The following is a 25,715-nucleotide window of genomic DNA, read 5'->3' as shown; positions in this document are numbered from 1 at the left end:
GAGACTCTGAGTCACCTTGTCGGGATTGTATTCAAAATTCAGCCATTCGGAAGTCACCCCCGGCAACCTGCGCGCTTCCGGCGCGGTGCGGCCTCCGGCGGCGTTCTCGTCCGTAGGCTCCGCACCATCGAGATCTGTTTTCAGGATAGCATTCGCGTATCCCCGTCGATCGAGATGGCTTGGCCGGACATCGTTCGACCGCGCTCCGAGCAGAGCAGCAGGATCTGATCCGCGAGTTGGCGGGCAGTGACGTACTCCTTGACCGAGACGAACGAGAAGGCGCGCTCCTCCATCTCTGCGAAGCTCGTGCCCTGTTGCTGGGCCTTGGCTTCCAGCACCCGGCGCTGACGGTCCCCGGCGACCAGACCGGGCAGGATCGCGTTGACCCGAATGCCATCGCCGCCGAGCTCGATGGCAAGGGATTTGGTGAAGCCGACGACGCCCCATTTTGCCGCCGCGTAGGGGCTGCGCAGGGCGAAGCCGAACTTGCCGGCCGCCGAGGACAGGTTGACGATCGAGGCGTTGGCGCTCTGCCGCAGGTGCGGCACGGCGAGGCGCGCACAGTTGAATTGGCTGGTCAGGCACACGGTCAGGCACTGATCCCAGGCCTCGGGAGCAATCTCCTCGACCCGACCCGTCGGTCCGGCGATGCCGGCATTGTTCACGAGGACGTCGAGCCCGCCGAGATGATCGATCGCGGCATCCATCAGCGCCGCCACGGCGACCCGGTCGGCGACGTCGGTACGGCTGCGCCCGACATCGGCCGGCAGGGCGTTCAAGGACTCCGCGTCGATGTCGCAGGCGAAGACCCGGGCGCCTTCCTCATGGAAGGCATCCACGATCGCCCGCCCGATCCCCGCGGCGCCCGCCGTGACGAGGACGCGCAGGCCTGCCAATCCGAGTTCCATGATCAGTCCTTCCCGTGTTCCGTCCGCAGAGTGCCGCGGGACAGGATGAAATCGGCCGCGTCGCGGATGTCGGCTGCGACGGCCGCAGAGGCAGCTGAACCGTCACGCCCCTCGATCGCCGCGAGGGCTGCAGCGTGCCGCCGGAGCGCGAAACCCTGATGCAGCCGCTCCGGGCAGGCGCGCAGATCCAGGTTGATGACCGGGCCGGCTTTCAGCCACAGGCGTCGGATTATCTCTATGAGTGGGGCCAACCGGCAGGCGCTGTAGATCGCGAAGTGCAGGTTGCGGTTGAGTTGAACGGCCATGACCCGATCGGGCTCACGGCACTCCGCTTCTGACCGGAACGCCGCCTCGGCCCTGCGGATGGCGTCGAGTTCGGTCTCGGTCCGGCGCTCCGCAGCCCGCGCGGCCGCAATGCCCTCCACGGCGATGCGCGTCTCGGCAAGGGCCCGGAACGTCTCCGCGCTCAGGATCGGCACGCGGATGATCCGCGACGGGGCAACCTCCAGCACACCCTCTGCGACGAGGCGGCTCACGGCCTCGCGCACCGGCATCACCGAGACACCGAAGGCTGCCGCGCTTCGGCGCAGGGAGAGCCGGTCGCCCGGGGCCAGCCGCCCCGAAGCCAGGAGGTCCGACAACGCCGCATAGGCGGTGTCGGTCAGGGTTCGCCGGTCCAGTTGCGGAAGGTCGGCCAGAGCCGCCACGGATTCCATCGCTCAGACTAGACGAAACCGGATCGATCCCGCTAGTGATCTGTGATCACAGCGTGAACGCATGCTGCGTCCGAGCGTATCCCAGGAGGGCTGTCATGACCGGCAGCGTCGCGATCGTGGGGGTCGGCCTGATCGGCCGGGCCTGGGCCATGATCTTCGCCCGCGCCGGCTGGGATGTACGTCTGTTCGACGCCGCCGCGGGCGTCGCCGAGGCAGCGATCCCGCTCTGTGCCGATGGGCTGCACGTCCTGGCCGGCAATGGGCTCTGCGCCGAGCCGACGGTGGCCGGACACCGGATCCGGGCCTTCGCGACCCTCGCTTCGTGCCTCGACGGCGTCAGTTTCGTGCAGGAGAACGGTCGAGAGACGCTGATCGCCAAGCAAACGCTGTTTGCCGAACTCGACGCCCATGCGCCCGCTGACGCCATCCTGGCCTCGTCCTCCTCGGCGATCCGGTGCTCCCTGTTCACCGAGGACCTGCCGGGCCGGGCGCGCTGCCTGATCGGCCATCCGGTCAACCCGCCCCACCTGATTCCGCTGGTGGAGATCAGCGGCGCGCCGTGGACGACCCCGGAGGCGTTGGCTCGGGCCAGGGCTGTTTACGAGCAGATGGGACAGGTGCCGATTACCGTGCTCAAGGAGATCGAGGGCTTCATCCTGAACCGGCTGCAAGGCGCGCTGCTGGCGGAAGCGTTTCGGCTCGCCGCGGAGGGCTACGTGAGCCCGCAGGATCTCGACCGGACCGTCGCGGACGGGCTCGGCTTGCGCTGGAGCTTCATGGGGCCGTTCGAGACGATCGAGCTCAACGCACCGGGCGGCATCGCCGATTACTGCGCGCGCTACACGGGTTTCTATCAGCGCCTCGCCGCCGATCCGGCGCCGCCTTCGGTCTACGCGGTGCCAGCGACTGAGGCGATCCTGGCTCAATGGCCGCACAAACCCGATCTGCCGGCCCGGATGCGCCGCCGCGACACGCGGCTGGCGGCGCTCCGGGCCCACAAGGTTTCACAGGAGGATTGAGCATGGCCTCACAGCGGAAAGTCATCATCACCTGCGCGGTGACGGGCGCGATCCACACACCCAGCATGTCGCCGCACCTGCCCGTGACGCCCGAAGAGATCGCCGACGCCGCTATCGGAGCCGCCGAGGCGGGTGCCGCCATCGTTCACCTGCACGCCCGCAACCCGGAGACCGGCCAACCGGACCAGTCGCCCGAGGCGTTTGCTAAGTTCCTGCCCGTGATCAAGCAGCGCTCATCCTGCGTGGTGAACATCACCACCGGCGGCGCGCCGACCATGTCGATCGAGGAGCGGGTCCGCCCGGCCGCGACCTACAAGCCGGAGGTCGCCTCCCTGAACCTCGGTTCGATGAATTTCGGGCTATTCGGCATGCTCGATCGGTTCAAGGACCTCAAGCACCAGTGGGAGCGTGATTACCTCGGCAACAAGGATATTATCTTCCGGAATACCTTTGGTCAGATCGAGCACATCCTGACCACCTGCGGCCCGAACGGCACCAAGTTCGAGTTCGAGTGCTATGACACCGCTCACCTCTACAATCTGAAATACTTTTTCGATCGCGGCCTCGTGCAGGCGCCGCTGTTCATCCAGACGGTATTCGGACTTCAAGGCGGCATCGGCGCGCATCCGGACGACGTGATGCACATGAAGCGAACCGCCGACCGGCTGTTCGGTGATCAATACCAATGGTCGGTGCTCGGGGCGGGCCGCAACCAGATGAACATTGCCGCCATGGCGGCTGCCATGGGCGGAAACGTCCGCGTGGGTCTGGAGGACAGTCTCTGGGACGGGCCGGGCAAGCTCGCCGAGACCAATGCGGCGCAGGTCCGGCGCGTCCGGTCGATCATCGAGGGGCTGGGGCTCGCCGTGGCCTCGCCCGACGAGGCGCGCGAGATGCTGGCGCTGAAGGGGGGCGACAAGGTCGCGTTCTGAAGCCGAGCGTGGCGGTTGGCAGCTTCCGTAGTGGCTCAACCGGGCTGGCCGAACACCCGCTCCAAATCCACCTGCGCGATCCCGTCGATCTCCAGAATCTTCAACCGACTCTGGTCGCCAGATGCGATCCGCACCGAACCCCGGCCCACCTTAAGCGCTTTGGCGATCATCTTCTCCAGCGCAGCGTTGGCGGCGCCTTCCACCGGCGGGGCGGCGACGCGCGCCTTCAGGTAGGGCTGGCCCTTCTCGTCCCGGGCCCATCCCTCGGTGGCGTCCCGCCCGCCGCGGGGTGTCAGCCGCACCGCCAGCCGAACCGTCATCGGGCGGGTCTCAGAAGATCTTGCCGGGGTTCAGCCGATTGTCCGGATCGAGCGCCCGCTTCACGAGGCGCATGGCGGCGATCTCTTCAGGCGAGCGCGACAGCATCAATTTGCCCCGCTTCTCCAGCCCGATCCCGTGCTCGGCCGAAACCGAGCCGTTCAACCCGGCCAGCGGCTCGTAGATCGCCGCATCGATCGCGGCGTTGCCGACGGTATCAAGACGGCTCGTGTTCCAGTGCAGGTTGTTGTCACCGATATGGCCGTAGACCACGGCCCGGCAGCCCGGAATCGCGTTGAGCCGTTCGAGCGCACCGCGCACGTAGCCGTCCATCTTCGCCAGCGGTACGCTAACATCGAAGGCACGGTCGAGCCCGTCGGCGTTCAGGTGCTCCACCCGGTCGCGGATACGCCACATCCCGCGCCTCTGCTCTTCGGAGGCGGTGATTGCGGCATCAAGGATCGTACCCTCGCCCATCAGGCGCTCCAGCAGGCCGAGGAACCGCTCGGATTCCTCGGGGACACACTCGACTTCGATGATCGCGTAGAACGGATAGTCGTGGTCGAGCGGCGGGGTCGCCCGGCCGGGGGATGTCATCACCCGGTAGAAATCCGGCCACAGGCCTTCGAAGGACGAGACGCGCCCCTGGAATGCACTCTGCGCCGCGCGCAGGACCCTGGCGCCGTCATCCACGCCGGGGCAGGCGATCAGCGCGGTCGCGTAACCGGCCGGCTCCGGACGCAGTCGCAGCACCGCCCGCGTGATGATGCCGAGCGTGCCCTCGGTGCCGATGAAGAGCTGCTTCAGGTCGAGCCCGGTGTTGTTCTTGATCAGCGGGCGCATCGAGGACACCACCGTGCCGTCGGCCAACACCGCTTCGAGACCGAGCACCATCTCGCGCATCATGCCGTAGCGCAACACACGCAGGCCGCCGGCATTGGTGGAGATCGCGCCGCCGACCGTGGCCGAGCCCCGGGCGCCGAGATCGAGGGGAAAGAACAGGCCGCTGTCGCTCGCTGCGTTCTGCACGCTTTCGAGAGTGGCGCCGGTGCCGACCACGACGGTCATGCCGAGCGGATCCACCGGCTCGATCTGGGTCATCCGCTCGGTTGAGAGCGTGATCTCGTCGGGCGCGCAGAGCGTCCCATCCACGAGCCCGGTGGCGCCGCCGCGCGGCACCACCGCGACGCGCGCTTCCTGGCAGGCTGCCAGCACGGCGCTGGTCTCCGCGGTGTTGCGCGGGCGGACCAACGCGAAGGCCGCGCAGGGTTCGGTGGGTCGCGTCCAGTTGGCCGAGCGCTGGCGCAATTCGTCACCGGTGACGAGGCCGGACGGTTCGACGATCGCGGCGAGGCGGTCGAGCAGGGCGGCGTTCGTCATCGGCAGGGTCTCGACGGGAAATGTCGGCGCTGGAGCCCGAGGCTGTGTCATAGAAATCCGCGCGCCGCGAGGTTGCGCATCAGCGCGCGGGCCCCAAAGGTCCAGGGCTCGCAAGCGTCGCACGGGCGCATGCGGTTGACGAGGCTTCCGAGTTCCGGGCTCGCCACCACGACTTGGTCGCCCTCGACATGGGTGAAGCCAAGGCCTGGCCCGTGCCGATCCTCGATCGGGGCGAACATCGTGCCGAGCAGCAGCAAGGCACCGTCCGGGTAGTTGTGCGTGCGCCCCATCAGGGCTGCCACCAGTTCGTCGGGATTGCGGCTGATCTCAGCCAGCGGCGAGGTACCCTCCATGCGGAACCCCTCCGCGCCGGTCACCTCCAACGTCACGGTGGTGCGCCGGATCGTGTCGAGATCGAAGGTCTCGTCGAACAGGCGCAGGAACGGCCCGACGGCGCAGGAGGCGTTGTTGTCCTTGGCCTTGCCGAGGAGCAGCGCCGAGCGGCCCTCGAAATCGCGCAGGTTGACGTCGTTGGCGAGCGTCCCGCCGACGATCCGCTGATCCGACGCGACTGCGAGCGCCACCTCGGGCTCCGGGTTGTTCCAATGCGATTCCGGGTGGAGGCCCGCATCCGCGCCGCAGCCCACGGCCGAGAGCGGCTGCCCCTTGGTGAAGATCTCGGCATCCGGGCCGATGCCGACTTCGAGATACTGGCTCCATGCGCCCTGCGCGACCAGCACGGCCTTGAGCGCCATCGCCTCGGCCGAGCCGGGCTTGAGCCGCCGCAGGTCCTGGCCGACCAAGCGCTCGACCTCGGCACGGATCGTCGCTGCGGCCGCGAGGTCGCCCCGGGCGCGCTCCTCGATCACCCGCTCCAGCATGGAGGTCGCGAAGGTGACGCCCGCGGCCTTGAGGGCCTGGAGATCGACCGGAGCGAGAAGCCACGGCCGGTTCGGATCGCGGGCATCCGGCGGCGTATTCGCAAGGATGGTATCGAGGCTGCCGAGATCCTCACCCTGAACGTCCCGCAGGGCGGCGGCGGGATCGGGCTGCTCGCACAGGTCGCTCACCGTAGGCAGACGGGGCGTGACATCGATCACCCGCGCCTCGCCAGACGCACCTGCGCGGATCGCCACGACGCTCGGACCCTGCGCGTCCGGACGCCAAACCCGACCCACGAGCGAACCGCGGCATCCGTCTACGGGCAGGATCGCGTGCGCATTCAGACCCGATAGCGGCATGGTGCTCCCCTGTCCCCAGATGGCCGGTCCCGCAGCCTGCTTCCGGGCCGGGGCGGCGCAGCCTTAGCATCCCGAATGAGAGCTGTGGCTTGAGCGCCGTTTCACCACGACCGCCCCGTAACCCACCCGTTCGAGGACGAATGACAGAACCGGGATATTCTGCAGGATGATGAAGGTGACGCCTTGCTTTCCTGCTCACGCTCCCGTGTACTGTATTCACAGAGCTGCCGACAGAGCGGCCTAGATCGGGAGGAAGCATGGCCTCGGTGGGAATCCGCGAGGTACGCAAGGCTTTTGGATCGACGAACATCCTTCACGGTGTCTCGGTCGACATCCGGGATGGTGAATTCGTCATCCTGGTCGGCCCGTCGGGCTGCGGAAAATCAACGCTCCTGCGGATGATCGCCGGGCTGGAAAACATCTCCGGCGGCGAGATCCGCATCGGCGAGCGGGTCGTGAACGATGTACCGCCCAAGGAGCGGGACATCGCGATGGTGTTTCAGAATTACGCGCTCTACCCGCATCTCACCGTGCGCGAGAACATGGCGTTCTCGATGCGGATTCGGAAAGCGGCCGCCTCCGAGATCGACTTGCGGGTCAATCGGGCCGCGCAGATCCTCGGGCTCACCCATCTCCTCGACCGCTATCCGCGCCAGCTCTCCGGCGGGCAGCGCCAGCGCGTCGCCATGGGGCGGGCGATCGTGCGTGATCCCCAGGTGTTCCTGTTCGACGAGCCTCTTTCGAACCTCGACGCGAAGTTGCGCGTCGCCATGCGCACCGAGATCAAGGAGCTGCATCAGCGCCTGAAGACCACGACGATCTACGTCACTCACGACCAGATCGAGGCCATGACGATGGCCGACCGGATCGTGGTGATGCACGACGGCGTGGTTGAGCAGATCGGACCGCCGCTCGAACTCTACGACCGGCCCGACAACCTGTTCGTCGCCGGTTTCATCGGCTCGCCGGCTATGAATTTCCTGTCCGGCAAGATCCGGGCGAACGGCAGCCTGACCTTCGTCACCGATACGGGCCTGACCATCCCGCTGACCGACATACCGGTCGGCGTCGAAGGAAAGCCCCTCGTCCTCGGGATCCGGCCCGAGCATTTCGATCTCACCCCGGACGGGATCGCCGCAGAGGTGGTCGTCGTGGAGCCCACCGGCTCGGAGACCATGCTGGCGGTGCGTGCGGTCGGCCACGATCTCACCTGCGTCCTGCGCGAACGCGTGACCGAACGGCCGGGCGAAACCGTCTTCCTGCGCCCGAACCGCGTGCACCTCTTCGATGCCGAGACCGGCCGTCGTCTGCCCACCTGAACGGCTTCCGAACGCTCGGACGGCGGGACGGTAAACCGGTCCCACTAAGCGACACATCCCGGGAGAAGCCACCCATGCAAGGTACCGACCGCCGCTCCCTCCTCGCCGGCGCTGCCGCGCTCGTTGCAGGCGGCGACCTCCTCGGCTTCGCCAAGGCCTGGGCGCAGAGTTCCGAGTGGAAGCCCGAGCCGGGGGCCAGCCTATCGCTCCTGCGCTGGAAGCGCTTCATCCCGAGCGAGGACGAGGCCTTCCTCAAGATGGTCGATGCCTTCACGCAGGCGACCGGCGTCAAGATCACGGTCAGCAACGAATCCTACGACGACATCCAGCCCAAGGCGTCCGTGGCGGCCAATACGGGGCAGGGCCCCGACATGGTCTGGGGCCTGTTCTCGTTCCCGGCGCTCTTCCCCGACAAGTGCCTGCAGCTGGAGGATGTCGCCGAGTCCCTCGCCAAGAAGTATGGCCCGTGGTTCCCGTCCGCGGAGGCCTACGGCAAGGTCAAGGGCAAGTGGATCGCGATCCCCGTTGCCTTCAACGGCGGATACCCGAACTACCGCATCTCGGCGATGAAGAAGGCTGGGTTCGAAAAGTTTCCAACCGATACTGCCGGCTTTCTCGAACTCTGCCGCGGCCTGAAGAAGAATAATACGCCTGCCGGTTTCGCGCTCGGCCACGCCACCGGCGACGGCAACACGTGGTGTCACTGGGCGCTCTGGTCGCATGGCGGCAATCTGGTCGATGCCAACGAGAAGATCGTCATCAATTCACCCGAGACCGCCAAAGCGCTCGAATACGTCAAATCGCTTTACGAGACCTTTGTGCCCGGCACCGTCTCGTGGAACGATTCCTCGAACAACAAGGCGTTTTTGGCGGGCGACCTGTATCTCACCAACAACGGCATTTCGATCTACGCCGCCGCCAAGAAGGACAACCCGAAACTCGCCGAGGACATGGATCACGCGGTCTGGCCGGTCGGCCCGGTCGGCAAGCCGACCGAGTTCCAGCTTGCCTTCCCGATCCTGGCGTTCAAGTATTCGAAGGCGCCCAATGCCTGCAAGGCGTTCATTGCCTTCATGATGGAGGCATCGAACTACAATCCGTGGCTGGAGCAGGCACAAGGCTACTTGTGCCAGCCGCTGTCGAACTATCCCAAGAATCCGATCTGGACGGCCGACCCGAAGAACGCGGTCTTCGCCGAGGCCGGGCGGCGTTCCCTGGCGGCAGGCGGGCTCGCGCCGGTGAGCGAGCGCATCGCGGCGGTGCTGGCGGACTTCGTGGTGGTCGACATGTTCGCCAGCCACTGCACCGGTCGCGAGGACGTGAAGGGCGCGATCAAGAACGCCGAGCGCGCCGCCCAGCGCATCTTCCGCAACACCTGACTTGCGGCGCGAGAGGCGACAGCATGGCGCACACGGCCTTGACGCAACCCGCCCCAGTCGCGGTCCCGACCCGCTCAGGCTGGAAGCGCCTGCGGGCGAGCCGCGGCTGGGCGGGCTTCTGGTTCATGCTGCCGACCGCGCTGATCCTCGGCCTGTTCCTGGCCTATCCGCTTCTGAAGGGCATCTGGCTGTCCTTCACCAATACGCGGATCGGCCGGGATGGGGTGTTCATTGGCCTGGAGAACTACGAATGGCTTTGGGACGACGACGTGTTCTGGCTCTCGGTGTTCAACACCTGCCTGTACACGGCGGTCGCCTCGGCGGTGAAGTTCGCGGTGGGGCTCTACCTCGCCTTGCTGCTCAACAAGAACATGCCGTTCAAGGCGATCGTCCGGTCGATCGTGCTGATCCCCTTCGTGGTCCCGACCGTGCTGTCAGCCATCGCGTTCTGGTGGATCTTCGACAGCCAGTTCTCGATCATCTCATGGTCGTTGCGGCATCTCGGGGTGATCGACGGCAACATCGACTTCCTGGGCGAGCCGGCCATGGCCCGGGCCTGCGTGATCTTCGCCAATATCTGGCGCGGGGTACCGTTCATCGCGATCACGCTGCTTGCCGGGCTCCAGACGGTCTCGCCCTCCCTCTACGAGGCCGCGACGCTTGACGGCGCCTCGAACTGGCAGATCTTCTGGCGAATAACCCTTCCGCTTCTGACGCCGATCATCGCCGTGGTGATGACCTTCTCAGTGCTGTTCACCTTCACGGATTTCCAGCTGATCTGGGCCATGACCCGCGGCGGCCCGGTCAACGCCACGCACCTGATGGCGACCCTGTCGTATCAGCGCGGCATCCTATCGGGCACGCTGGGGGAGGGGGCCGCCATCGCCACCGCCATGGTGCCGTTCCTGCTCGCCGCCATCGGAATCTCGTGGTTCGGCCTGCAGCGCCGGGCCTGGCAGGCCGGGGAGTCCGACCGTTGAGCGCACCCGCACCGCCCGCCCATGCCGATCCGCATCTCAATCCCGTCCTGGCCGCCCAGCCGGTTGGCCTCACCGATAATTCGGAGGGCATGGCCTATCTGGAGCGTCTACCGCGGCGGCTGGTGACGACTTACCTGCCGCTCGCGATCATTCTCGTTGTGCTGCTGTTCCCGTTCTACTGGATGGCGCTGACCGCCATCAAACCGGACGAGCAGCTGATCGACATGGAGCACTACAACCCATTCTGGGTGGTGCAACCGACGTTCAAGCATATTCACAAGCTGCTGTTCGAGACGCAGTATCCGCGCTGGCTTTGGAACACGATGTACGTGTCGGTGGCCGCCACCGCGCTGTCTCTGTTCGCGAGCGTGCTCGCCGCCTACGCTTGCGTCCGCGTGCGCTATCGAGGCGCCGGCTGGGTCGGGGCGGCGATTTTCCTGGCCTATCTCGTACCGCCTTCGATCCTGTTCATCCCTTTGGCCACCATCGTTCAGGCCTACGGGCTGTTCGACTCACCGATCGCCCTGATCCTCGCCTATCCGACAATCCTGATCCCGTTCTCGACGTGGCTCCTGATGGGTTACTTCAAGACCATTCCCTACGAGCTGGAGGAGTGCGCGCTGATGGATGGCGCGAGCCGCTGGCAGATCCTTACCAAGATCATCCTGCCGCTGGCCTTCCCGGGCCTGATCTCGGCCGGGATCTTCTCCCTGACGCTCTGCTGGAACGAGTTCATCTACGCGCTGACCTTCCTGTCCTCGACGCAGAACAAGACCGTGCCGATCGCGGTTGTAAGCGAGTTCGTCGACGGCGACGTCTACAAGTGGGGCTCCCTGATGGCCGGCGCTCTGCTCGGATCGCTGCCGCTGGTAATTTTGTACTCGTTCTTCGTGGAATATTACGTCTCGGCCCTCACCGGTGCGGTGAAGGAGTGACGTTCGGACGGGACCTCAATTTACGGGCCGTGCATCGCTCCACCTCATCCCGATGTGCCGAAGCGCAGCGCTGAAGCTCAGGACGAGGGCGCGTGTTGGAGACGCAGGCGCAGCCATCCCTTTCAGGATGTTGTGCGGTGATCCGAGAAGCGCGCCGGATCCCGGATCAGGTTCCGCTGCCGATCCCCCTGTCCGGGATGGGGTCGCCCGCCGTGAGCCCTCGTGCTTGACCCAGCACCTTGAAGGGGCTGGTGGCGCGGCGCGATCGTTCGGCTCGCAACGACCGTGACGGTTGCCCAAACAGCCGGATTGCGCAGACAATACGCACCGCCGCTGACACAGAATCGCGGACCGCACCACCGAAGGTCACGCCATGGCCCATTTCATCGACGCCCGCGCCACCCTGGTCAACGACGCCCTCGACGGCCTGATCGCCGCGAGCGGTGGACGCCTCGCTCGGCTCGACGGCGATCCCGGCATCCGCGTCGTGCTGCGTGCGGAGTTGAATTCCAGCAAGGTCGCGGTGGTGTCCGGGGGCGGCTCCGGTCACGAGCCGGCCCATGCCGGCTTCGTCGGGCCCGGGATGCTGAGCGCCGCCGTGTGCGGCGATGTCTTCGCCTCGCCGAGCGTCGATGCGGTGCTGGCCGGGATCCTTGCCGTAACGGGGCCAGCCGGATGCCTGCTCGTCGTCAAGAACTATGCGGGCGACCGGCTGAACTTCGGACTGGCCGCGGAGCGTGCCAGGGCCTTGGGACACCGCGTCGAGACCGTGATCGTATCCGACGACATCGCCCTTCCGGATGCCAAGCAGCCCCGCGGTGTCGCCGGCACTCTGTTCGTCCACAAAGTCGCCGGTCACGCAGCCGAGGCGGGCGTCCCGCTGGAGGACGTGGCGGCCCTCGCCCGCCGGGCAGCGGAGGCGGCGAAATCGCTCGGCATCGCGGTCTCGACCTGCACGATCCCCGGCTCGCCGCGCAGCGAACGTCTGGAGGAGGGGCAGGCTGAGCTCGGCCTCGGCATACATGGCGAGCCCGGCGTGGAACGCATTGCGTTGCCCCCGGCCGGCGAGCTAGCCCTGATGATGGCCGAGCGCCTGTCCGGTACTGTGACAGGCGACCGGCTGGCGCTGCTCGTGAACAATCTCGGCTCCACTTCCGCGCTTGAGATGCAGATTCTGACCCGGGCGGTGCTGGCCACCGATCTTGGCAAGCGCGTCCGCCTGCTGATCGGGCCCGCGCCGCTGATGACGGCGCTCGACATGCACGGGGCTTCACTCTCGGTCCTGCCGCTGGATGATGCGCTCGAAGCCGCCCTGGTCGCGCCGGTGCCGCTGCCTGCTTGGCCCGGCGCGGTACGGATCGTACCGCCGACCCTCCACCCGATACCGGAGGGGCTGGCTGGCGAGACGTTCACACCGTCGCAGGATCCGGTCACGAGCGCCCGGATCGCCGCGGTCGCGCGGGCCCTGATCGCCGCTGAGGCAAAGCTCAATGCCCTCGACGCCAAGGTCGGCGACGGCGATGCCGGCACGACCTTCGCGGGCGCAGCTCGCGCCGTGCTGGCCGATCTCGAAGGGCTGCCGCAGGCCGATCCCGCTGCCCTGTGCCGAGCGCTGGCCGAGCGGATCGGCCGGGCGGTCGGCGGATCGAGCGGCGTGCTCGGCTCGATCTTCTTCGCTGCGGCCGCCGCTGCGTTCGCCGACGGCGCCGCTTGGCCGGATGCGTTGGCGCTGGGTGTGGCCCGGGTGCAGGGCTATGGCGGCGCCAAGCAGGGCGACCGCACGCTCCTCGATGCGCTGATCCCCGCTGTCGATGCTGTGAAGGGTGGCGACCTCAGCGCGGCGGCCCAGGCGGCTCACGCAGGTGCCGAGGCCACCGCCGGGATGGATCGAGCCGGTGCCGGGCGCTCCAGCTACCTCGCCAGCGGGGATCTCGCCGGGGTGCAGGATCCCGGAGCCGCCGGAGTCGCGGAGGCGTTTGCAGCCCTGGCCAGCGTGTAGCGTGCCGCGATTGACCCCTGGTCAGACGCGGCCTACGCCATCGCCATGCGGACCTGCCTGATCCTCGACGATTACCAGCAGGTGGCCCTGCCGCTGGCTGACTGGACACGCCTCGCCGACCGGGTCGCGGTCTCCGCGATCTCGGAGCCTATCCCGGATCGCGAGTCTCTGGTCGCGCGGATCGATCAGGCCGAGATTTTGGTGATCATGCGGGAGCGTACACCGTTCCCGGCCGCTTTGCTCGAACGGCTGCCGCGGCTCGAACTGCTGGTCACGAGCGGTCTTCGCAACCTCGCGATCGATGTCGCAGCGGCGAAGGCGCAGGGCATCACGGTTTGCGGAACGGATTCGAGCCCGACGCCGCCGACCGAACTGACCTGGGCGCTGATCCTGGGCCTTGCCCGCCACGTCACTCAGGAAAGCCATGCGCTGCGCACCGGCGGCCCCTGGCAGAGCACCCTCGGGACCGATCTCGCGGGGGCAACACTCGGCCTGCTGGGGCTCGGCAAGATCGGAACACGGGTCGCCGCGATTGGGCGCGCCTTCGGCATGCGGGTGATCGCCTGGAGCCCGAACCTCGACGAGGGCCGGGCAGCCGTGGCCGGCGTCGAGCGCGCGGCCTCGAAGGAAGCCCTGCTGGAGGCGAGCGATGTCGTCTCGATCCACCTCGTGTTGGGCGAGCGGACTCGCGGCCTCCTCGGTGAGGCCGAGCTGCGCTGGATGCGGAAGAGCGCGTATCTGGTGAACACGTCGCGGGCCCCGATCGTCGATCAGGCGGCTTTGCTGCGGGCACTTGAGGAGGGCTGGATCGCCGGCGCAGGCCTCGACGTGTTCGAGACCGAGCCGCTGCCCGCTGATGACCCATTCCGCCGGCTGCCGAACGTGTTGGCGCTGCCGCATCTCGGCTATGTCACGCGGGACAATTACCGGACGTACTTCACCCAGGCGGTGGACGACATCGAGGCTTGGCTCGCCGGCTCCCCGATCCGGACCCTGACCTGAACCCTTATCCGGCCTGCGGATCCAGCGCGTCGGCGAGCCCGTCGCCGAACAGGTTGAGCGCCACCAGTGTGGCGATCAGGAACAGGGCCGGGGCGGCCAGCATGTGGGGCGCCGCCTCGATCGAACGCGCGCCATCTGCGACCAAGACTCCCCAGCTCGTCTGCGGCTCCTGCACACCGAGGCCAAGGAACGACAGGAAGCTCTCCAGCAGGATCACCTGTGGGACCAGCAAGGTCGCGGTCACCGCGACCGGACCGAGGGTGTTGGGCACGATGTGGCGCGCGATGATGCCAGGCGCCCCGACGCCGAGCGCTCGAGCGGCGCGAACGAAGTCGCGCTCGCGCAGCGACAGCGTCTGGGCGCGGACCACGCGGGCCATGTCGAGCCATTCCACGGCCGCGATCGCCACCAGCATCAGCGTGAGGCTCGGGCGGAAGAAAACCAGCAGCAGGATGACGAAGAACACGAAGGGGAGGGCGTACAGCACATCCACCAACCGCATCATCGCAGCATCCACCGCCCCGCCTAGGAAGCCAGCCGTTGCGCCGTAGGCGACCCCGATCAGCAGGGCCACGAGGCTGGCCGCGAGGCCGATCGCCAGGGACACCCTTCCAGCCGTCAGGCACCGGGTGAGCAGGTCGCGACCCTGCACGTCGGTGCCGAGCAGGAAATGCAGGCGCCGGATCGGCACCGCCACCACGAGGCTGCGGCCGCCGTCGCGCTCCTCCGCGATCGTGGGGGTGCCGAACAGCCCGGAGCGCGGAAGGTAGACAAGGCTGCGCCGGTCCACGCCCGAGTCGGAGCCGAGGGTGAGACGCAGGGTATCGCGGTCGCGCACCACCGCCTCGAGCCGAACCCGCATCCGGAAAGCGAGGCGTACCAGCGCCGGACCGAGATGGGCCTCATCCGGCTGCGCTGCCACACCGGCCGGCAATTGGCGCAGGTCCGGATAGGTGCGGTCCGGATCGTGGCCGGTCAAGCCGGGGCCGGTGAGACAGGTCAGCGCGATCAGGATCAGCACGGCAAGGGCTGCTAGCGCGCTGCGCATCCGAATGAGGCGGGTAAAGATCCGGCTCGCCGGGCGCGGCGCTGCCGTCACGTTGCGACCCGCAGGCGCGGATCGAGCCAGGCGCAGGCGAGGTCGGCCAAGAAATTGAGGGTAATCACCAGCCCGGCGACCAGCAGCACCGTCCCCATGACGAGGGTGTAGTCGCGGTTCAGCGCGCCTTCGACGAAGTAGCGGCCGATTCCGGGCAGGCCGAAGATCGTCTCGACCACCACGGATCCGGTGAGCAGGGATGCGGCCAGCGGCCCGAGATAGGCGACCACGGGCAGAAGTGCCCCCCGCAGCGCGTGCCGGGTGACGCGCATCGGCGGCAGGCCGAGGCTGCGCATGGTTCGGATCGGCTGCGTGCGCAGCACCTCGCCGAGCGAAGCCCGGGTCAGCCGCGCCAGGGCGCCGACCTGCGGCAGGGCCAGGGTGATCACCGGCAGGACGAGATGGCTCGGCGCGCCATCGCCCCAGCCGCTCAGCGGCAGCCAGCGTAAGGTGAGTCCGAAGGCGATCTGAAAGAGTGGCGCGACTACGAAGCTCGGCAGCGACACGGTCAGCGCCGCGCCGATGCCGAGGAGGCGGTCGATCGCGCCGCCGCGCTGGAGCGCCGCCGCGATCCCGATCCCGACGCCGAGCCCCGCCGCCAGCAGGAGTGCCAGTCCCCCAAGCGTCGCCGAAACCGGCAGGCCCCGGGCGATCAGGTCGAGCACGGGCATGTCCCGGAACGAGAAGGACGGCCCGAGATCGCCGTGCGCGAGTGACGCGAGATAGCTGCCGAACTGTACGATCAACGGCCGGTCGAGTTCGTAAACCCGTCTCAGATTCTCCATCGCGGCCGGTGCCAGGGGCCGTTCCAAGTCGAACGGGCCGCCGGGCGCGAGCCGCATCAGGAAGAAGCTGACGGTGATGACGGCGAGCAGCGTCGGTATCGATTGGGCAAGGCGGCGGACGATGAAGCGGATCACGCGTCGAGCCTCAGGAAGCGCGTCGGCGCCGCGTTGCGGACATTCGGGCGATAGCCGTGCAACCGCGGCGCAATCAGCGCCTTCGAGCGGTAGTGCATCAGCGGGATCCAGGGCAGTTCGCGCAGCGCGATCGCCTCCGCGTCGTAGAGCAGGCCGGCCCGGCGGGCGAGGTCGCGTTCGGCGGCGGCCCGTGCCAGGAGCGCGTCGTAGGCCGGATCAGACCAGTGGCCGGCATTGAAACCGTCGTTCCCGGTCTGGAGCAGGAACAGGAAGTTCTGCGGATCGGCATAGTCGGCGATCCAGCTCATCCGCGCCACGTCGAAGTCGCCGCCGTCGCGCAGGTAGGCGAAATGGGTCTTGGCATCGGTGTAGACGTAGCGGGTCACGATCCCGAGGTCGCGCCACATCTCGCCGATCGCCACCGCGACGGTGCGGTTGTTGTCGCTGGCGTTGAACCGGTACTCCACCGTGAGGGGCCGGTCCGGGCCGAAACCGGCCTCGCCCAGCAGCCGGCGGGCCTGTTCCTCATGGTCAATCGGGAGCCCTGAGCCGCCCGGGGTCTCGGGCGGCGTCCGGTAATTGTCGAGGCCGGGCGGGCACAGGGAATAGGCCGGGCTCATGGTCCCGCCGTTCAGCCCAAGGGCCAGATATTCCCGGTCGATCACGAGGGACAGCGCCTGACGGACACGCCGGTCCGAGAACGGCGCCTTGCGGGTGTTCACCGCCAGGGCCGCGAGCCCGAGCGAAGGTCCGAGCACCACCTGGGTGCCGAACCGGCGGCGCAAGTCGCCGATCTGATCGGCGGGCAGGTCGGCGAGGGAGTCGAGTTCTCCGGCAGCGTAACGGCGCACGGCCGCCGCCAGGTCGGAGGTGGGCACGAAGTCGACCCGCCGGATCGCGATGGACGCCGCGTCGGGATGATGCGGATTGGCTTCCAGCTGGACCGCGCCGCCCGGCACGCTCCCCGTGAGCCGATAGGGCCCGTTGGTGACGAGGTTGCCCGGCCGGGTGAAGGCGTCGCCGTAGTGCTCCACCGAGGCCCGATGCACCGGCACGGCGGTCTGATGGGTGAGGAGTTCGAGGATATAGGGTGTCGGCTGTTCGAGTGTGATCGTGAGCTGGAGCGGGCCTTCCATGGTGATGCCGAGGGCGTCCACCGGCTTCTCGCCGCGATTGACCGAAGCGGCGTTGCGGATGGGGAACAGGATCTCGGCGTATTTCGCCCCCGTGGCCGGGTCGAGGATCCGGCGCAGCGAAAAGACGAAATCCGCAGCGGTGACCGGTCCGCCGTTCGACCAGCGTCCGTCGGGATTGAGATCGAACCTGAGCGTCAGGCCGTCCTCGGAGACGCTCCAAGCCCGCGCGGCCCCCGGAATGATCGCGCCCTCGTTGTCGTAGGTAAGGAGCCCATCGCAGAGGTCGCGCAGGATATGGGCTTCCGCCACCGTGGAGGAACGGTGTGGATCCAGGGTTTCGGGATCGGCATCGTTGCCGCGGCGGTAGATCGACTCCGATGCTGCGGCCGGACGCACAGTTGCGAGCACGGCAGCGCCCGCAAGCCAGTCGCGTCGGCGCGGGCGCATGATCAGGCGCCGGTCTCCGGCGCGAGGCCGGCCGCCTCGATGCCTGCGACCGCACAGATCTCGTCGTTGTCTGAGGTGTCGCCCGAGATGCCGACCGCGCCCAGAAGACGGCCTTCACCGGAACGGATCAGGACGCCGCCGGGCACCGGCACTAGCGCGGCGGGACCAGCCACATGGGTCACGGCCGCTACGAAGTAGGGTTGCGCTTCGGCGCGGGCATGGATCGCCCGGGAGCCGAGGCCCAATGCCAGCGCGCCGTTGGCCTTGCCGCAGGCGATCTCGGCCCGGCGCAGGGATGTACCGTCCTCGACCGAGACGCATTTCAGCGCCCCGCGGGCGTCGTAGACCACGACGGCCAGCGGCTTCAGGCTCCGTGTCCTGGCCTCCCGGAGTGCCGTATCGACGATGGTGCGGGCGGCTTCGAGGGTCAGGTCGATCATCGGTGTCCAGAACTTGCGTCGTTTTGAGCGGTGATCGCGACCTTATGGGTGGTGTTGCGGCGGGTCCACCGCCGGGGAGCACGGGACACGACCGTGTGTGCCGACAGGTCCGGTAAACGTGATGCGCATCGTCCTGTGCCGTCTGGCGGGATCACGCCGGGCGATCCGCCAGACCGCCCGTGATGCTCGCGAGAAACGACTCGTAGGCGGCCGTGACCGTCCCGGGCCGCTCGAAATGCGGGAACGCCCCGGTCGTCAAAGTGTCGATCCGCCAGTTCGGACGACCAGCGACGCGCGTCTCGTGCTGATAGTCGACGAAGTCGCCGCGCTCGCCATGGACCATCCAGACCGGCAGGCGCAGTCGCTCGTAGAGGCGCGTGGTGTCGGTCGGGAAGAGGTGGCCCGACACGAAGCAGAACGGTGCGTGCTCCGCCCCGGGCTGGTGGGCCGAAGCGTAGTCGTAATCGAGGAGCGCCTCGTCGATTTTCTTCGAGCCGAAGGTCTTCTGCAGGAAGAAGCGCATGCTCGGCCGCGTCACCAGCACATCGAACAGCGGCCGGCCGAAGGGCAGCCGGTCGAGGAGATTAAGCAGCCAGTCGCGCCCGCGGTGACCATCCGGCGGTCCATCGCCGGAAAGTTGCCCGTCGAAGCCCGTGGGGCTGATGAGCGCGAGGCTGCGATAGGCATCGGACTGTTCCAGGCTCGCCCGCGCCAGGAAGGAGGCGGACAGGGACAGTGCCATGGCGTCGACTGGGATGCCCCCGTGGCGATGCCGGATCTCCGCCACGATGGCGTGGATCGCCTCCACCATCAGCCGCGGTGTGTAGCGGCGGCGCGACCGTTCAGAGAAACCGAAGCCGGGGAGGTCGAGGGCGTAGACCGGCCGCGTCGTCCGGAAATGCAGATAAAGCGGCCGGACTTCGTAGGCGTTCGCTGCGGCGTTGATCGAGTGGATCAGCAGGAGCGGCACGCCCTCGGCTTCGGTCGACGCGTAGAACGAGAGGTCCCCGGCGCGCTGCGTTGCGATCGTTTCGCGACGGCCCGGCAGCGCCGGCGGAAGGGGCATTCGTTGGGCGACGCGGAGCCGGCTCCAAGCGAACAGACCGGCAGCCGAGCCGGCAAGCGTCAGGGCGGCCGCAGCTGCGGAGCGGCCGCTGCGTCGCCGAGGCTGAAGGTCCATCGGGCACCTCATATCGGGCACGCCGGTTCAGGCGTCGGGCGACAACGCCGCTGGACGCGGGAAGTGCCGGGCCGACGCCTCGCGATCGCCCGTGCCGTGATGCGCTACGAGGCGTGTCCGGCGAAGCTGCCGGACCCACCTGCGCTGACCGAGGGAACCCGCGTCGCTGGCCGGGTGGGAGCGTCGCCGCGGCCTGCCGCCTCGCGCAGGAAGTCGACCGTCGGCGCATCGTTGCGCCAACCTTGGACGCGTTGGGACACCAGAAGATTGCGCTCGCGTCGATCATAATTGGCGTAGGCGGCCGCCACGAACGCGGCGCGGCTCATCGTGCGGGCCGGCCCGGAACGCCGGGTCTCAGCTTTAAAGAACATGGCGCTGCCGGGAATGCCGTAATGCTGCGCGATCTCGGGGTAGACCGGCCAGCTCCCCTGGCCGCCCAGATCGTCCGGCAGGAAAGCATCAAGATCACATTCCTCGAACGGAATACCGGCCTTGGTCAGCAAACCCCGGGCAAGATCGGACACGACGAACAGTTTCGTGTGGTTGATCGAGTGCATGAAGCACCCGCGCCGCGCCCAGCGAGTCAGATGGGTGTCGAGGTCGTAATCCGCCTGCCGGCCCAAACTCCGCAGGTAGGCCACCGATTCATCCCAGAGATCGAAGTAGCCGAGGCGCTCGAACACCGGCTCGGAGAACAGACGCAGGGCCTGAGCCTGCGAGAAGCCGGCGAGGTAGGCGTAGAGCGTGATCGCCGAATGCGAATGCCCCATAGGGCCGGAGATCAGGCCGTTCAGCGTCACGGCGTCCTGCACGCCGACATGGATCAGGTCCGGGTGGTAGGCCCCGAACACGATCGTCGGGATCAGCCGCACCTTCGGATGGGTTCGCAGGGTGTCGATCGTGCCACCGCCCTTGAAGCGCGGCAGGTAAATGCTTGAGAAGACGTGGTCGTACCCGTCCGCATGCGCCATCAGGTCGGCAAGCCGCGGAAAACGCCGTGCCGCCGTGAAGGCCGACACGAAATCCACCTGCGCATCGGGCAGCAGATAGCGCATCGCCTTCGCGATCGCGCCAGCTTGGCACACGCCGATGACGAGGATCCGCGGCGCTCCGGTCCGTTTCTTCCCGAACTGCGCGAGGCGGTGCCGCGCGCGCCAAAGGCTATCGACGGTTAACATGCCGCTTCTCTCGCATGTCCGTACGCCGTGGGCAAACCGCAGCCGTCGGTTGAGATCCTTGGCGAAGCCTCGGCGTTTTCATCCCTCGGTGGATGCCACGAAATCACAGACCCACAACGCTGTCGCCGTTCACGGCTGGCCTGCGCGGAATGACTCGCTCATGCCTAACGACGACGCGAGGAGAACAGGCATGGCCCCGACGCAGCCTTCGGAGGCGATCCCGGAGATCGAGCGCGCGACGCTGCGTCGGGTGACCGGGCGCATCCTGCCATTCCTGATGCTCGCCTATTTCGTGGCGTTCGTGGACCGGGTGAATGCCGGCTTTGCGGCCTTGCAGATGAACCACGATATCGGGCTTTCGGCCGCACAGTTCGGGCTTGGCGGTGGCCTGTTCTACGTGTCGTACGTGTTGTGCGAGGTGCCGAGCAATCTCGCCATGGAACGGTTCGGCGCCCGGATCTGGATCGCCCGGATCATGATCACCTGGGGATTGGTCTCAGCCTGCATGGCGTTCGTGGTCGGGCCGTATTCCTTCTACGCGGTGCGCCTTCTCCTGGGTGCCTCGGAGGCCGGCTTCTTTCCGGGCGTGATCCTGTACCTGACCTACTGGTTCCCGCGCGCCTATCGGGGGCGGATCGTGGCCGTCTTCATGGTGGCGATCCCGATCTCCAGCTTCCTCGGCTCGCCAATCTCAGCCGCGATCCTCGACACCGACGGCATGCTGGGTCTGCGCGGCTGGCAATGGCTGTTCATCCTGGAGGCGGTGCCGGCGGTTCTGCTCGGCTTCGCGGCCTTCTTCCTGTTGCCCGATGGCCCCGGCTCGGCACGGTGGCTGACGCCCCAGCAGAGCGCGTGGCTTCAGGAGAGGCTCGCCGCCGAACGCGCCTCCGTGGTGCTGGGTGAGGCTGCGCCGGCGCGGCACCTCTCGGTCTGGCAGGTCATGCGCAACCGTTACGTGCTCGCCGCTTCGCTGATCTATGCCGGTGCCTCAGGGGCCAGCCAGTGCCTGTCGTTGTGGCAGCCGCAGATCATCAAATCCTTCGGGTTGACCAACCTGCAGACTGGCCTGCTGAACTCGATCCCGTTTGGCGTGGCCTCGGCCCTGATGATCCTGTGGGGCCGCTCCTCGGACCGGAACCGCGAGCGGGTGTGGCACACGGCGCTCCCCCTGGGATTGCTGGCACTGAGCCTTGCCGCCGCGATCGCCACGACGCAGCTGCTGCCCACGATCCTGATTCTGAGCCTCGCGGTGACCGCGACCTATACGGTGAAGGGGCCGTTCTGGGCGCTGTCCACGGAATGGCTTTCGGCCGGGGCCGCCGCGGCCGGCATCGCGCAGATCAATGCGATCGGGAATATAGGCGGTTTCGTCGGGACCTACATGCTCGGCGTCATCAAGGACGCAACCGGCAGCTATCCGCTGGGGCTCCTCCCCCTGGTCGTCCTTTCGGGACTGGTGTGCCTCCTCGTGCTCGGACTCGGCCGCGGGCGGAAGCCGCCGGCGCAGGTCATTCGGGCCTGACCGGACGTGCTGCATCCGAGACGGGAAAACCAGCCGAAATGAAATAACGAACGATTGTACCTGATGGTGCCTCGACACGGCACCGATCAGGAATGTACTCGTCCAAGCTGCTAGGCCCGTAGCCTGGTCATGGTCAAGAAAAAGTACTCGCCGCTTCCGCAGAAAATCTTGTTCGGACGGTGTTTTTAGGACGCGTCACATCGTTGACATGCAAGCATTCAGGCGTAACATTACGAACTTGGAGCATGAAGCTCCAAGATGCGCTGCCCGCGGACATGATGGCCGCTGGGTTGCTGATGGTCGAGGCATCAATGCTCGTCCGCCCAATTATCGTGCAACGATAGCGGCATCGCATCGGCCTGCAGGCCAGCGCCATCGGCCGGTCTCTTACCATGGGTCGAAATATCTATCTGCGCCTTCCTGAACGAAGGCCAGCCAGTGTTCGGTACGCGGATCCGAAAACGAATTCTTCCGTTGCCGACGCCGCGACCTAAAGATCGATACGTGACGCGACATCATCGGCATGTGCCGCGCGCAGAAACAACACTGGAAGATATATTGGCGAAAGTCCAATATATGCTCAAGTTTATATCCTTATGGCCCAACGACAATCAATAAGACAAGCTCAAGCGGGGAGGTTGCTAGTTTCCGATTGGCTCTGCGGGTGGGGGAATGGGACATGGATTACGTACCGTCGACGGCCGCGGTCGCAGCAGCCGCGCAGAAATCTCAGCCGGACGATGCGGCCGCGTTGGCATCATTGAAAGCCGTTGCGCTGGTTCAGCCCAAGGCAATCGATCCGCGGCCGACCTACACGCTGGCGCCGGGAACTGCCGACGCCATGCTGTCGCTGGCAAACACGAAGACGCAAGCGGTCAGCACAGCGGAGTTTGAGACACGATACGTCCACGCCTCCCAGATCACGGAGGCCGCTGCGGCCGTCGTGACAGCGCCTGTCGTTTCGCCGGAGCCCGCCAAGGCGGTCAGTGCGTCGAACCGGAATTGGATCGAGGATGTTCGGCTCGAACACAGCCTGACCAGGAAGGTCGGGGCCGACACGATCGTGCAATACGATAATCCGCGGGTCATGGCGGCGTGCAGTGCGGCTTTTCCGGATGTGCCGGACCGGAAGTTTCGCGGCCTCACGATGGCGGACACGAACGTCAAGCCCGAGACGCGCAAAGGATCGACCATCAAAGAGCAGACCATACTTGAAAAAAATATCTACCTGCTTTGTGACACGGAGAATTACAAGGCCTTCAGCGACACTCACCCGGACACGCACATCAATTGGATTCCCGTGGACAACGAAGAGATCCTTCTATTCTGGCCGAACGATCGCATCGGGGACGAGGCGCATGGATTGAGTAAACCGGTCCACCGTCCGCCTGAGGAGGGTTGATCGACGCGGCCTCACAGAGCCGGAAGGATTTCTCTGGCATGCCGAGCGAAAGCGCGTGCCAGGGGCGAGGCATGCCGCTCCTCGATTCAGATCGTTATACCGATTCGCGCCAGCGGCGGTAAACCGCTGGCGGCTATGAGGATCCGCAAATCGGCCGGGACCGCGGAACGGGTCAGCACCGCGACGGCCTGGCCGGAGCGCACCACGGCCAGAAGTCTGGACCGGCTGCCGCTCGCGTAGGCGATGCGGTAGCCGCGTCCGGCGCGGTCGAGGGCGGCGACGGCGGCCCGGTGGTCGAGGGTATCGGGATCGCCCAGCGCCAGCGGGACGGGATCAGTCCAGAGACCTGACTGGTCGCGTGGCACCACCCAGACGAGATTTTCGCACCGCAGGATCGCTCGGTCGGCCGCGAGCGGGACCGACACGAGGGCGAGGTCGAGGCCGCCGCGATCGAACTACGCCTGGAGACGGGGCGTCGATCCGCAGATCACCTCGATCGCCGCCGCCGGGTGGTGTTGTGCGAAACCGCGCAGCAGGTTCGACAGGAAGGCTTGCGCGTCGTCGTCCGGGCAGCCGAAGTGCAGCGTCCCGCTCAAACTCCCGTCGGAAAATTCCGCCAGGGCCTCGTCGTGCGACGACAGGATGCGGCAGGCGTGGATCAGAAAGCGCTCGCCCTGCACGGTCGGCACGGCGCCGCGGCCGGTCCGCGTCACGAGCGGCTGGCCGACGAGATCCTCCAGCCGCTTCATCTGCATGCTGAGCGCAGCTTGGCTCCGGCCGATTCGGCTCGCCGCCCGGCTGAGCGCGCCCGTCTCGGCCACGCTAGCGAAGCTGCGCAGGAGGTCGATGTGGAGGCTGCGTGTCATCAGCGCCGCTGAATGCTCCCTCCAAAACTATAAGCTGCTTGGCGATCCACGACTCCCCTAACATGGCCGGCAGCGAGAAGGAGCAGCCATGACGCGGAACGACGATCCGGATTTCTGGGCACGGGCGCGCCGACACCTGATCCGTTACGGCGGGGCCTTCGCGCCGTTGATCATCGAGCGCGCGGAAGGCAGCTTCGTCTACGACGCCGACGGCCGAAAAATACTCGATTTCACCTCCGGCCAGATGAGCGCGATCCTGGGCCATGGCCATCCCGAGATCGCCGCCGTGGTTGCGGATCACATTGGCCGGCTCGACCATCTGTTCAGCGGGATGCTGACCCGGCCTGTTGTCGACCTCGCCACCGAATTGGCCCGACTCGCGCCCGGCGAACTCGAACGAGCCCTGTTGCTGACCACCGGGGCCGAGGCCAACGAGGCCGCCCTCCGCATGGCCAAGCTTGCCGCGGGCGGCTGGGAGGTGGTGAGCTTCGCCCAGTCCTGGCACCGGATGACCGCGGGGGCGGCCTCGGCGACCTACAGCGCCGGCCGGAAGGGCTACGGCCCGGCCCCGACCGGGTCCTTCGCGATCCCGGCGCCGAACGCCTATCGCCCGGCCTTCGAGAAGGACGGCGTGCCCGACTGGCGGACTGAACTCGATTACGCGTTCGCGTTGATCGATCGGCAATCGACCGGCAACCTCGCGGCCTTTCTCGCAGAGCCGATCCTGAGCTCAGGCGGCATCATCGACCTGCCGCCGGGCTACCTCGCCGCACTGAAGGGTAAATGCACCGAGCGCGGCATGCTGCTGATCCTCGACGAGGCCCAAACGGGGATTGGTCGCACGGGACTGATGTTCGCCTGCGAGCGCGACGGCGTGGTGCCCGATATCCTGACACTCTCGGAGACGCTGGGCGCCGGCCTGCCGCTCGCGGCCGTCCTGACCACGCCGGCAATCGAGGATCTCTGCCACGCGCGCGGCTTCCTCTTCTACACCACACACGTCTCCGACCCGCTCCCGGCGGCGGTGGGTCTGAAGGTGCTGGAGATCGTCGCGCGGGACGGATTGGTTGCGCGGGCTGAAGAAGCTGGCGCCCGGCTCGCCACACGGTTGCGCGCCCTCCAGCAACGCTTCGCCTGCATTGGGGACGTGCGCGGCCGCGGACTGCTTCAAGGTGTCGAGATCGTAGCGGACCGGGCCACGAAGGCTCCAGCGCCGGAACTTGGCGACGCCATCACCCGGCGCTGCCTGGAATTCGGCCTCAGCATGAACATCGTTCAATTGCCCGGCTTGGGCGGCGTGTTCCGCATCGCGCCGCCGCTCACCGCCACAGACGTTGAGATCGACCTGGGCGTCGACATTCTCGAGCGCGCGCTGGATTCCTGTACGTAGCCAGCGC

Annotated in this window: 24 protein-coding genes; 11 read left to right on the top strand and 13 right to left on the bottom strand. The window is 67.1% G+C overall.

Annotation, left to right across the window (positions count from 1 at the left end):
* Nucleotides 1-140: 140 nt before the first annotated feature.
* Both OXS49_RS02055 and OXS49_RS02050 read right to left on the bottom strand, forming a co-directional pair.
* Nucleotides 141-908: an SDR family oxidoreductase gene (locus OXS49_RS02055; RefSeq protein WP_244001471.1), complete on the bottom strand. Its 768-nt coding sequence runs from the start codon at nucleotides 906-908 to the stop codon at nucleotides 141-143.
* A gap of 2 nt (nucleotides 909-910) precedes the next feature.
* Nucleotides 911-1,624 carry a GntR family transcriptional regulator gene (locus tag OXS49_RS02050; RefSeq protein WP_267421321.1) on the bottom strand — a complete coding sequence of 238 codons (714 nt, stop codon included), beginning with the start codon at nucleotides 1,622-1,624 and terminating at the stop codon, nucleotides 911-913.
* Nucleotides 1,625-1,719: 95 nt separating this feature from the next.
* Here OXS49_RS02050 and OXS49_RS02045 point away from each other — a divergent pair, with 95 nt between their 5' ends.
* Nucleotides 1,720-2,643 carry a 3-hydroxyacyl-CoA dehydrogenase gene (locus OXS49_RS02045; RefSeq protein WP_267421320.1) on the top strand — a complete coding sequence of 308 codons (924 nt, stop codon included), beginning with the start codon at nucleotides 1,720-1,722 and terminating at the stop codon, nucleotides 2,641-2,643.
* A gap of 2 nt (nucleotides 2,644-2,645) precedes the next feature.
* On the top strand, nucleotides 2,646-3,575 hold the full coding sequence (locus OXS49_RS02040; RefSeq protein ID WP_267421319.1) for a 3-keto-5-aminohexanoate cleavage protein: 930 nt from the start codon (nucleotides 2,646-2,648) through the stop codon (nucleotides 3,573-3,575).
* Nucleotides 3,576-3,610: 35 nt separating this feature from the next.
* On the opposite strand, the gene OXS49_RS02035 is transcribed toward OXS49_RS02040, so the two are convergent.
* Genes OXS49_RS02035 through OXS49_RS02025 form a run of 3 tightly spaced genes read right to left on the bottom strand, consistent with a single transcriptional unit; the run spans nucleotide 3,611 to nucleotide 6,514 of the window.
* Nucleotides 3,611-3,895, bottom strand: a complete 285-nt coding sequence (locus tag OXS49_RS02035; protein ID WP_267421317.1) for a DUF167 family protein — start codon at nucleotides 3,893-3,895, stop codon at nucleotides 3,611-3,613.
* A gap of 10 nt (nucleotides 3,896-3,905) precedes the next feature.
* Nucleotides 3,906-5,273, bottom strand: coding sequence for an FAD-binding oxidoreductase (locus OXS49_RS02030; protein ID WP_267421315.1), 1,368 nt, complete (start codon nucleotides 5,271-5,273; stop codon nucleotides 3,906-3,908).
* A 47-nt stretch (nucleotides 5,274-5,320) separates the two neighbouring features.
* Complete coding sequence (locus OXS49_RS02025; protein ID WP_267421313.1) at nucleotides 5,321-6,514, bottom strand: fumarylacetoacetate hydrolase family protein; 1,194 nt, start codon at nucleotides 6,512-6,514, stop codon at nucleotides 5,321-5,323.
* Between the two features lie 257 nt (nucleotides 6,515-6,771).
* Between OXS49_RS02025 and ugpC the strand changes: the two genes are divergently transcribed.
* The 6 genes from ugpC (at nucleotide 6,772) to OXS49_RS01995 (ending at nucleotide 14,128) form a co-directional block, all read left to right on the top strand.
* Entirely contained in the window at nucleotides 6,772-7,833 is a 1,062-nt protein-coding gene (ugpC, locus tag OXS49_RS02020) for a sn-glycerol-3-phosphate ABC transporter ATP-binding protein UgpC (protein WP_244001874.1), read from the top strand.
* A 74-nt stretch (nucleotides 7,834-7,907) separates the two neighbouring features.
* Entirely contained in the window at nucleotides 7,908-9,212 is a 1,305-nt protein-coding gene (locus tag OXS49_RS02015) for an ABC transporter substrate-binding protein (RefSeq protein ID WP_267421306.1), read from the top strand.
* Between the two features lie 23 nt (nucleotides 9,213-9,235).
* Nucleotides 9,236-10,192, top strand: coding sequence for a sugar ABC transporter permease (locus OXS49_RS02010; RefSeq protein WP_267421304.1), 957 nt, complete (start codon nucleotides 9,236-9,238; stop codon nucleotides 10,190-10,192).
* A gap of 89 nt (nucleotides 10,193-10,281) precedes the next feature.
* On the top strand, nucleotides 10,282-11,127 hold the full coding sequence (locus tag OXS49_RS02005) for a carbohydrate ABC transporter permease (RefSeq protein WP_267421490.1): 846 nt from the start codon (nucleotides 10,282-10,284) through the stop codon (nucleotides 11,125-11,127).
* A gap of 373 nt (nucleotides 11,128-11,500) precedes the next feature.
* Entirely contained in the window at nucleotides 11,501-13,126 is a 1,626-nt protein-coding gene (locus OXS49_RS02000; protein WP_267421302.1) for a dihydroxyacetone kinase subunit DhaK, read from the top strand.
* A 45-nt stretch (nucleotides 13,127-13,171) separates the two neighbouring features.
* The gene (locus tag OXS49_RS01995) at nucleotides 13,172-14,128 is read left to right on the top strand and encodes a D-2-hydroxyacid dehydrogenase family protein (RefSeq protein WP_244006822.1); all 957 of its coding nucleotides are present in this window, start codon (nucleotides 13,172-13,174) and stop codon (nucleotides 14,126-14,128) included.
* Nucleotides 14,129-14,132: 4 nt separating this feature from the next.
* On the opposite strand, the gene OXS49_RS01990 is transcribed toward OXS49_RS01995, so the two are convergent.
* The 6 genes from OXS49_RS01990 to OXS49_RS01965 all read right to left on the bottom strand — a co-directional run bounded on the left by OXS49_RS01990 (nucleotide 14,133) and on the right by OXS49_RS01965 (nucleotide 20,528).
* Nucleotides 14,133-15,227, bottom strand: a complete 1,095-nt coding sequence (locus OXS49_RS01990; protein WP_346016922.1) for an ABC transporter permease — start codon at nucleotides 15,225-15,227, stop codon at nucleotides 14,133-14,135.
* Nucleotides 15,224-16,147: an ABC transporter permease subunit gene (locus tag OXS49_RS01985; protein WP_267421299.1), complete on the bottom strand. Its 924-nt coding sequence runs from the start codon at nucleotides 16,145-16,147 to the stop codon at nucleotides 15,224-15,226. Before OXS49_RS01985 ends, OXS49_RS01990 begins: the two co-directional genes overlap by 4 nt.
* A complete protein-coding gene (locus tag OXS49_RS01980; protein WP_267421297.1) occupies nucleotides 16,144-17,730 on the bottom strand; it encodes a peptide ABC transporter substrate-binding protein in 1,587 nt (528 codons plus the stop codon). The genes OXS49_RS01985 and OXS49_RS01980 overlap by 4 nt, the downstream gene beginning before the upstream one ends.
* A 2-nt stretch (nucleotides 17,731-17,732) precedes the next feature.
* Complete coding sequence (locus OXS49_RS01975; protein WP_244006817.1) at nucleotides 17,733-18,170, bottom strand: heme-binding protein; 438 nt, start codon at nucleotides 18,168-18,170, stop codon at nucleotides 17,733-17,735.
* A gap of 151 nt (nucleotides 18,171-18,321) precedes the next feature.
* On the bottom strand, nucleotides 18,322-19,350 hold the full coding sequence (locus OXS49_RS01970; protein ID WP_267421294.1) for an alpha/beta hydrolase: 1,029 nt from the start codon (nucleotides 19,348-19,350) through the stop codon (nucleotides 18,322-18,324).
* A 104-nt stretch (nucleotides 19,351-19,454) separates the two neighbouring features.
* Nucleotides 19,455-20,528 carry a WcbI family polysaccharide biosynthesis putative acetyltransferase gene (locus OXS49_RS01965; RefSeq protein ID WP_267421292.1) on the bottom strand — a complete coding sequence of 358 codons (1,074 nt, stop codon included), beginning with the start codon at nucleotides 20,526-20,528 and terminating at the stop codon, nucleotides 19,455-19,457.
* A gap of 190 nt (nucleotides 20,529-20,718) precedes the next feature.
* Here OXS49_RS01965 and OXS49_RS01960 point away from each other — a divergent pair, with 190 nt between their 5' ends.
* Together OXS49_RS01960 and OXS49_RS01955 are read left to right on the top strand one after the other, a co-directional pair.
* Entirely contained in the window at nucleotides 20,719-22,050 is a 1,332-nt protein-coding gene (locus tag OXS49_RS01960; RefSeq protein ID WP_267421290.1) for an MFS transporter, read from the top strand.
* A gap of 679 nt (nucleotides 22,051-22,729) precedes the next feature.
* Entirely contained in the window at nucleotides 22,730-23,452 is a 723-nt protein-coding gene (locus tag OXS49_RS01955) for a hypothetical protein (protein WP_267421288.1), read from the top strand.
* Between the two features lie 86 nt (nucleotides 23,453-23,538).
* Here OXS49_RS01955 and OXS49_RS01950 read toward each other — a convergent pair whose 3' ends face one another.
* Together OXS49_RS01950 and OXS49_RS01945 are read right to left on the bottom strand one after the other, a co-directional pair.
* Nucleotides 23,539-23,877 carry a hypothetical protein gene (locus tag OXS49_RS01950; RefSeq protein ID WP_267421286.1) on the bottom strand — a complete coding sequence of 113 codons (339 nt, stop codon included), beginning with the start codon at nucleotides 23,875-23,877 and terminating at the stop codon, nucleotides 23,539-23,541.
* Nucleotides 23,878-23,907: 30 nt separating this feature from the next.
* Nucleotides 23,908-24,318 carry a LysR family transcriptional regulator gene (locus OXS49_RS01945; protein ID WP_267421284.1) on the bottom strand — a complete coding sequence of 137 codons (411 nt, stop codon included), beginning with the start codon at nucleotides 24,316-24,318 and terminating at the stop codon, nucleotides 23,908-23,910.
* Between the two features lie 88 nt (nucleotides 24,319-24,406).
* On the opposite strand from OXS49_RS01945, the gene OXS49_RS01940 reads away from it, so the two are divergent.
* Nucleotides 24,407-25,708: an aspartate aminotransferase family protein gene (locus OXS49_RS01940; RefSeq protein WP_267421281.1), complete on the top strand. Its 1,302-nt coding sequence runs from the start codon at nucleotides 24,407-24,409 to the stop codon at nucleotides 25,706-25,708.
* Nucleotides 25,709-25,715: the final 7 nt, after the last annotated feature.

This window comes from Methylobacterium sp. GC_Met_2 (assembly GCF_026540795.1).
Lineage (GTDB): Bacteria > Pseudomonadota > Alphaproteobacteria > Rhizobiales > Beijerinckiaceae > Methylobacterium.
This window is presented reverse-complemented; position numbering and strand designations above follow the sequence as displayed.

Coding starts and splice junctions, on each gene's coding strand:
- OXS49_RS02055 (WP_244001471.1), bottom strand. CDS start 908: ATGGAACTCGGATTGGCAGGCCTGCGCGTCCTCGTCACGGCGGGCGCC.
- OXS49_RS02050 (WP_267421321.1), bottom strand. CDS start 1,624: ATGGAATCCGTGGCGGCTCTGGCCGACCTTCCGCAACTGGACCGGCGA.
- OXS49_RS02045 (WP_267421320.1), top strand. CDS start 1,720: ATGACCGGCAGCGTCGCGATCGTGGGGGTCGGCCTGATCGGCCGGGCC.
- OXS49_RS02040 (WP_267421319.1), top strand. CDS start 2,646: ATGGCCTCACAGCGGAAAGTCATCATCACCTGCGCGGTGACGGGCGCG.
- OXS49_RS02035 (WP_267421317.1), bottom strand. CDS start 3,895: ATGACGGTTCGGCTGGCGGTGCGGCTGACACCCCGCGGCGGGCGGGAC.
- OXS49_RS02030 (WP_267421315.1), bottom strand. CDS start 5,273: ATGACGAACGCCGCCCTGCTCGACCGCCTCGCCGCGATCGTCGAACCG.
- OXS49_RS02025 (WP_267421313.1), bottom strand. CDS start 6,514: ATGCCGCTATCGGGTCTGAATGCGCACGCGATCCTGCCCGTAGACGGA.
- ugpC (WP_244001874.1), top strand. CDS start 6,772: ATGGCCTCGGTGGGAATCCGCGAGGTACGCAAGGCTTTTGGATCGACG.
- OXS49_RS02015 (WP_267421306.1), top strand. CDS start 7,908: ATGCAAGGTACCGACCGCCGCTCCCTCCTCGCCGGCGCTGCCGCGCTC.
- OXS49_RS02010 (WP_267421304.1), top strand. CDS start 9,236: ATGGCGCACACGGCCTTGACGCAACCCGCCCCAGTCGCGGTCCCGACC.
- OXS49_RS02005 (WP_267421490.1), top strand. CDS start 10,282: ATGGCCTATCTGGAGCGTCTACCGCGGCGGCTGGTGACGACTTACCTG.
- OXS49_RS02000 (WP_267421302.1), top strand. CDS start 11,501: ATGGCCCATTTCATCGACGCCCGCGCCACCCTGGTCAACGACGCCCTC.
- OXS49_RS01995 (WP_244006822.1), top strand. CDS start 13,172: ATGCGGACCTGCCTGATCCTCGACGATTACCAGCAGGTGGCCCTGCCG.
- OXS49_RS01980 (WP_267421297.1), bottom strand. CDS start 17,730: ATGCGCCCGCGCCGACGCGACTGGCTTGCGGGCGCTGCCGTGCTCGCA.
- OXS49_RS01975 (WP_244006817.1), bottom strand. CDS start 18,170: ATGATCGACCTGACCCTCGAAGCCGCCCGCACCATCGTCGATACGGCA.
- OXS49_RS01970 (WP_267421294.1), bottom strand. CDS start 19,350: ATGGACCTTCAGCCTCGGCGACGCAGCGGCCGCTCCGCAGCTGCGGCC.
- OXS49_RS01965 (WP_267421292.1), bottom strand. CDS start 20,528: ATGTTAACCGTCGATAGCCTTTGGCGCGCGCGGCACCGCCTCGCGCAG.
- OXS49_RS01960 (WP_267421290.1), top strand. CDS start 20,719: ATGGCCCCGACGCAGCCTTCGGAGGCGATCCCGGAGATCGAGCGCGCG.
- OXS49_RS01955 (WP_267421288.1), top strand. CDS start 22,730: ATGGATTACGTACCGTCGACGGCCGCGGTCGCAGCAGCCGCGCAGAAA.
- OXS49_RS01945 (WP_267421284.1), bottom strand. CDS start 24,318: ATGACACGCAGCCTCCACATCGACCTCCTGCGCAGCTTCGCTAGCGTG.
- OXS49_RS01940 (WP_267421281.1), top strand. CDS start 24,407: ATGACGCGGAACGACGATCCGGATTTCTGGGCACGGGCGCGCCGACAC.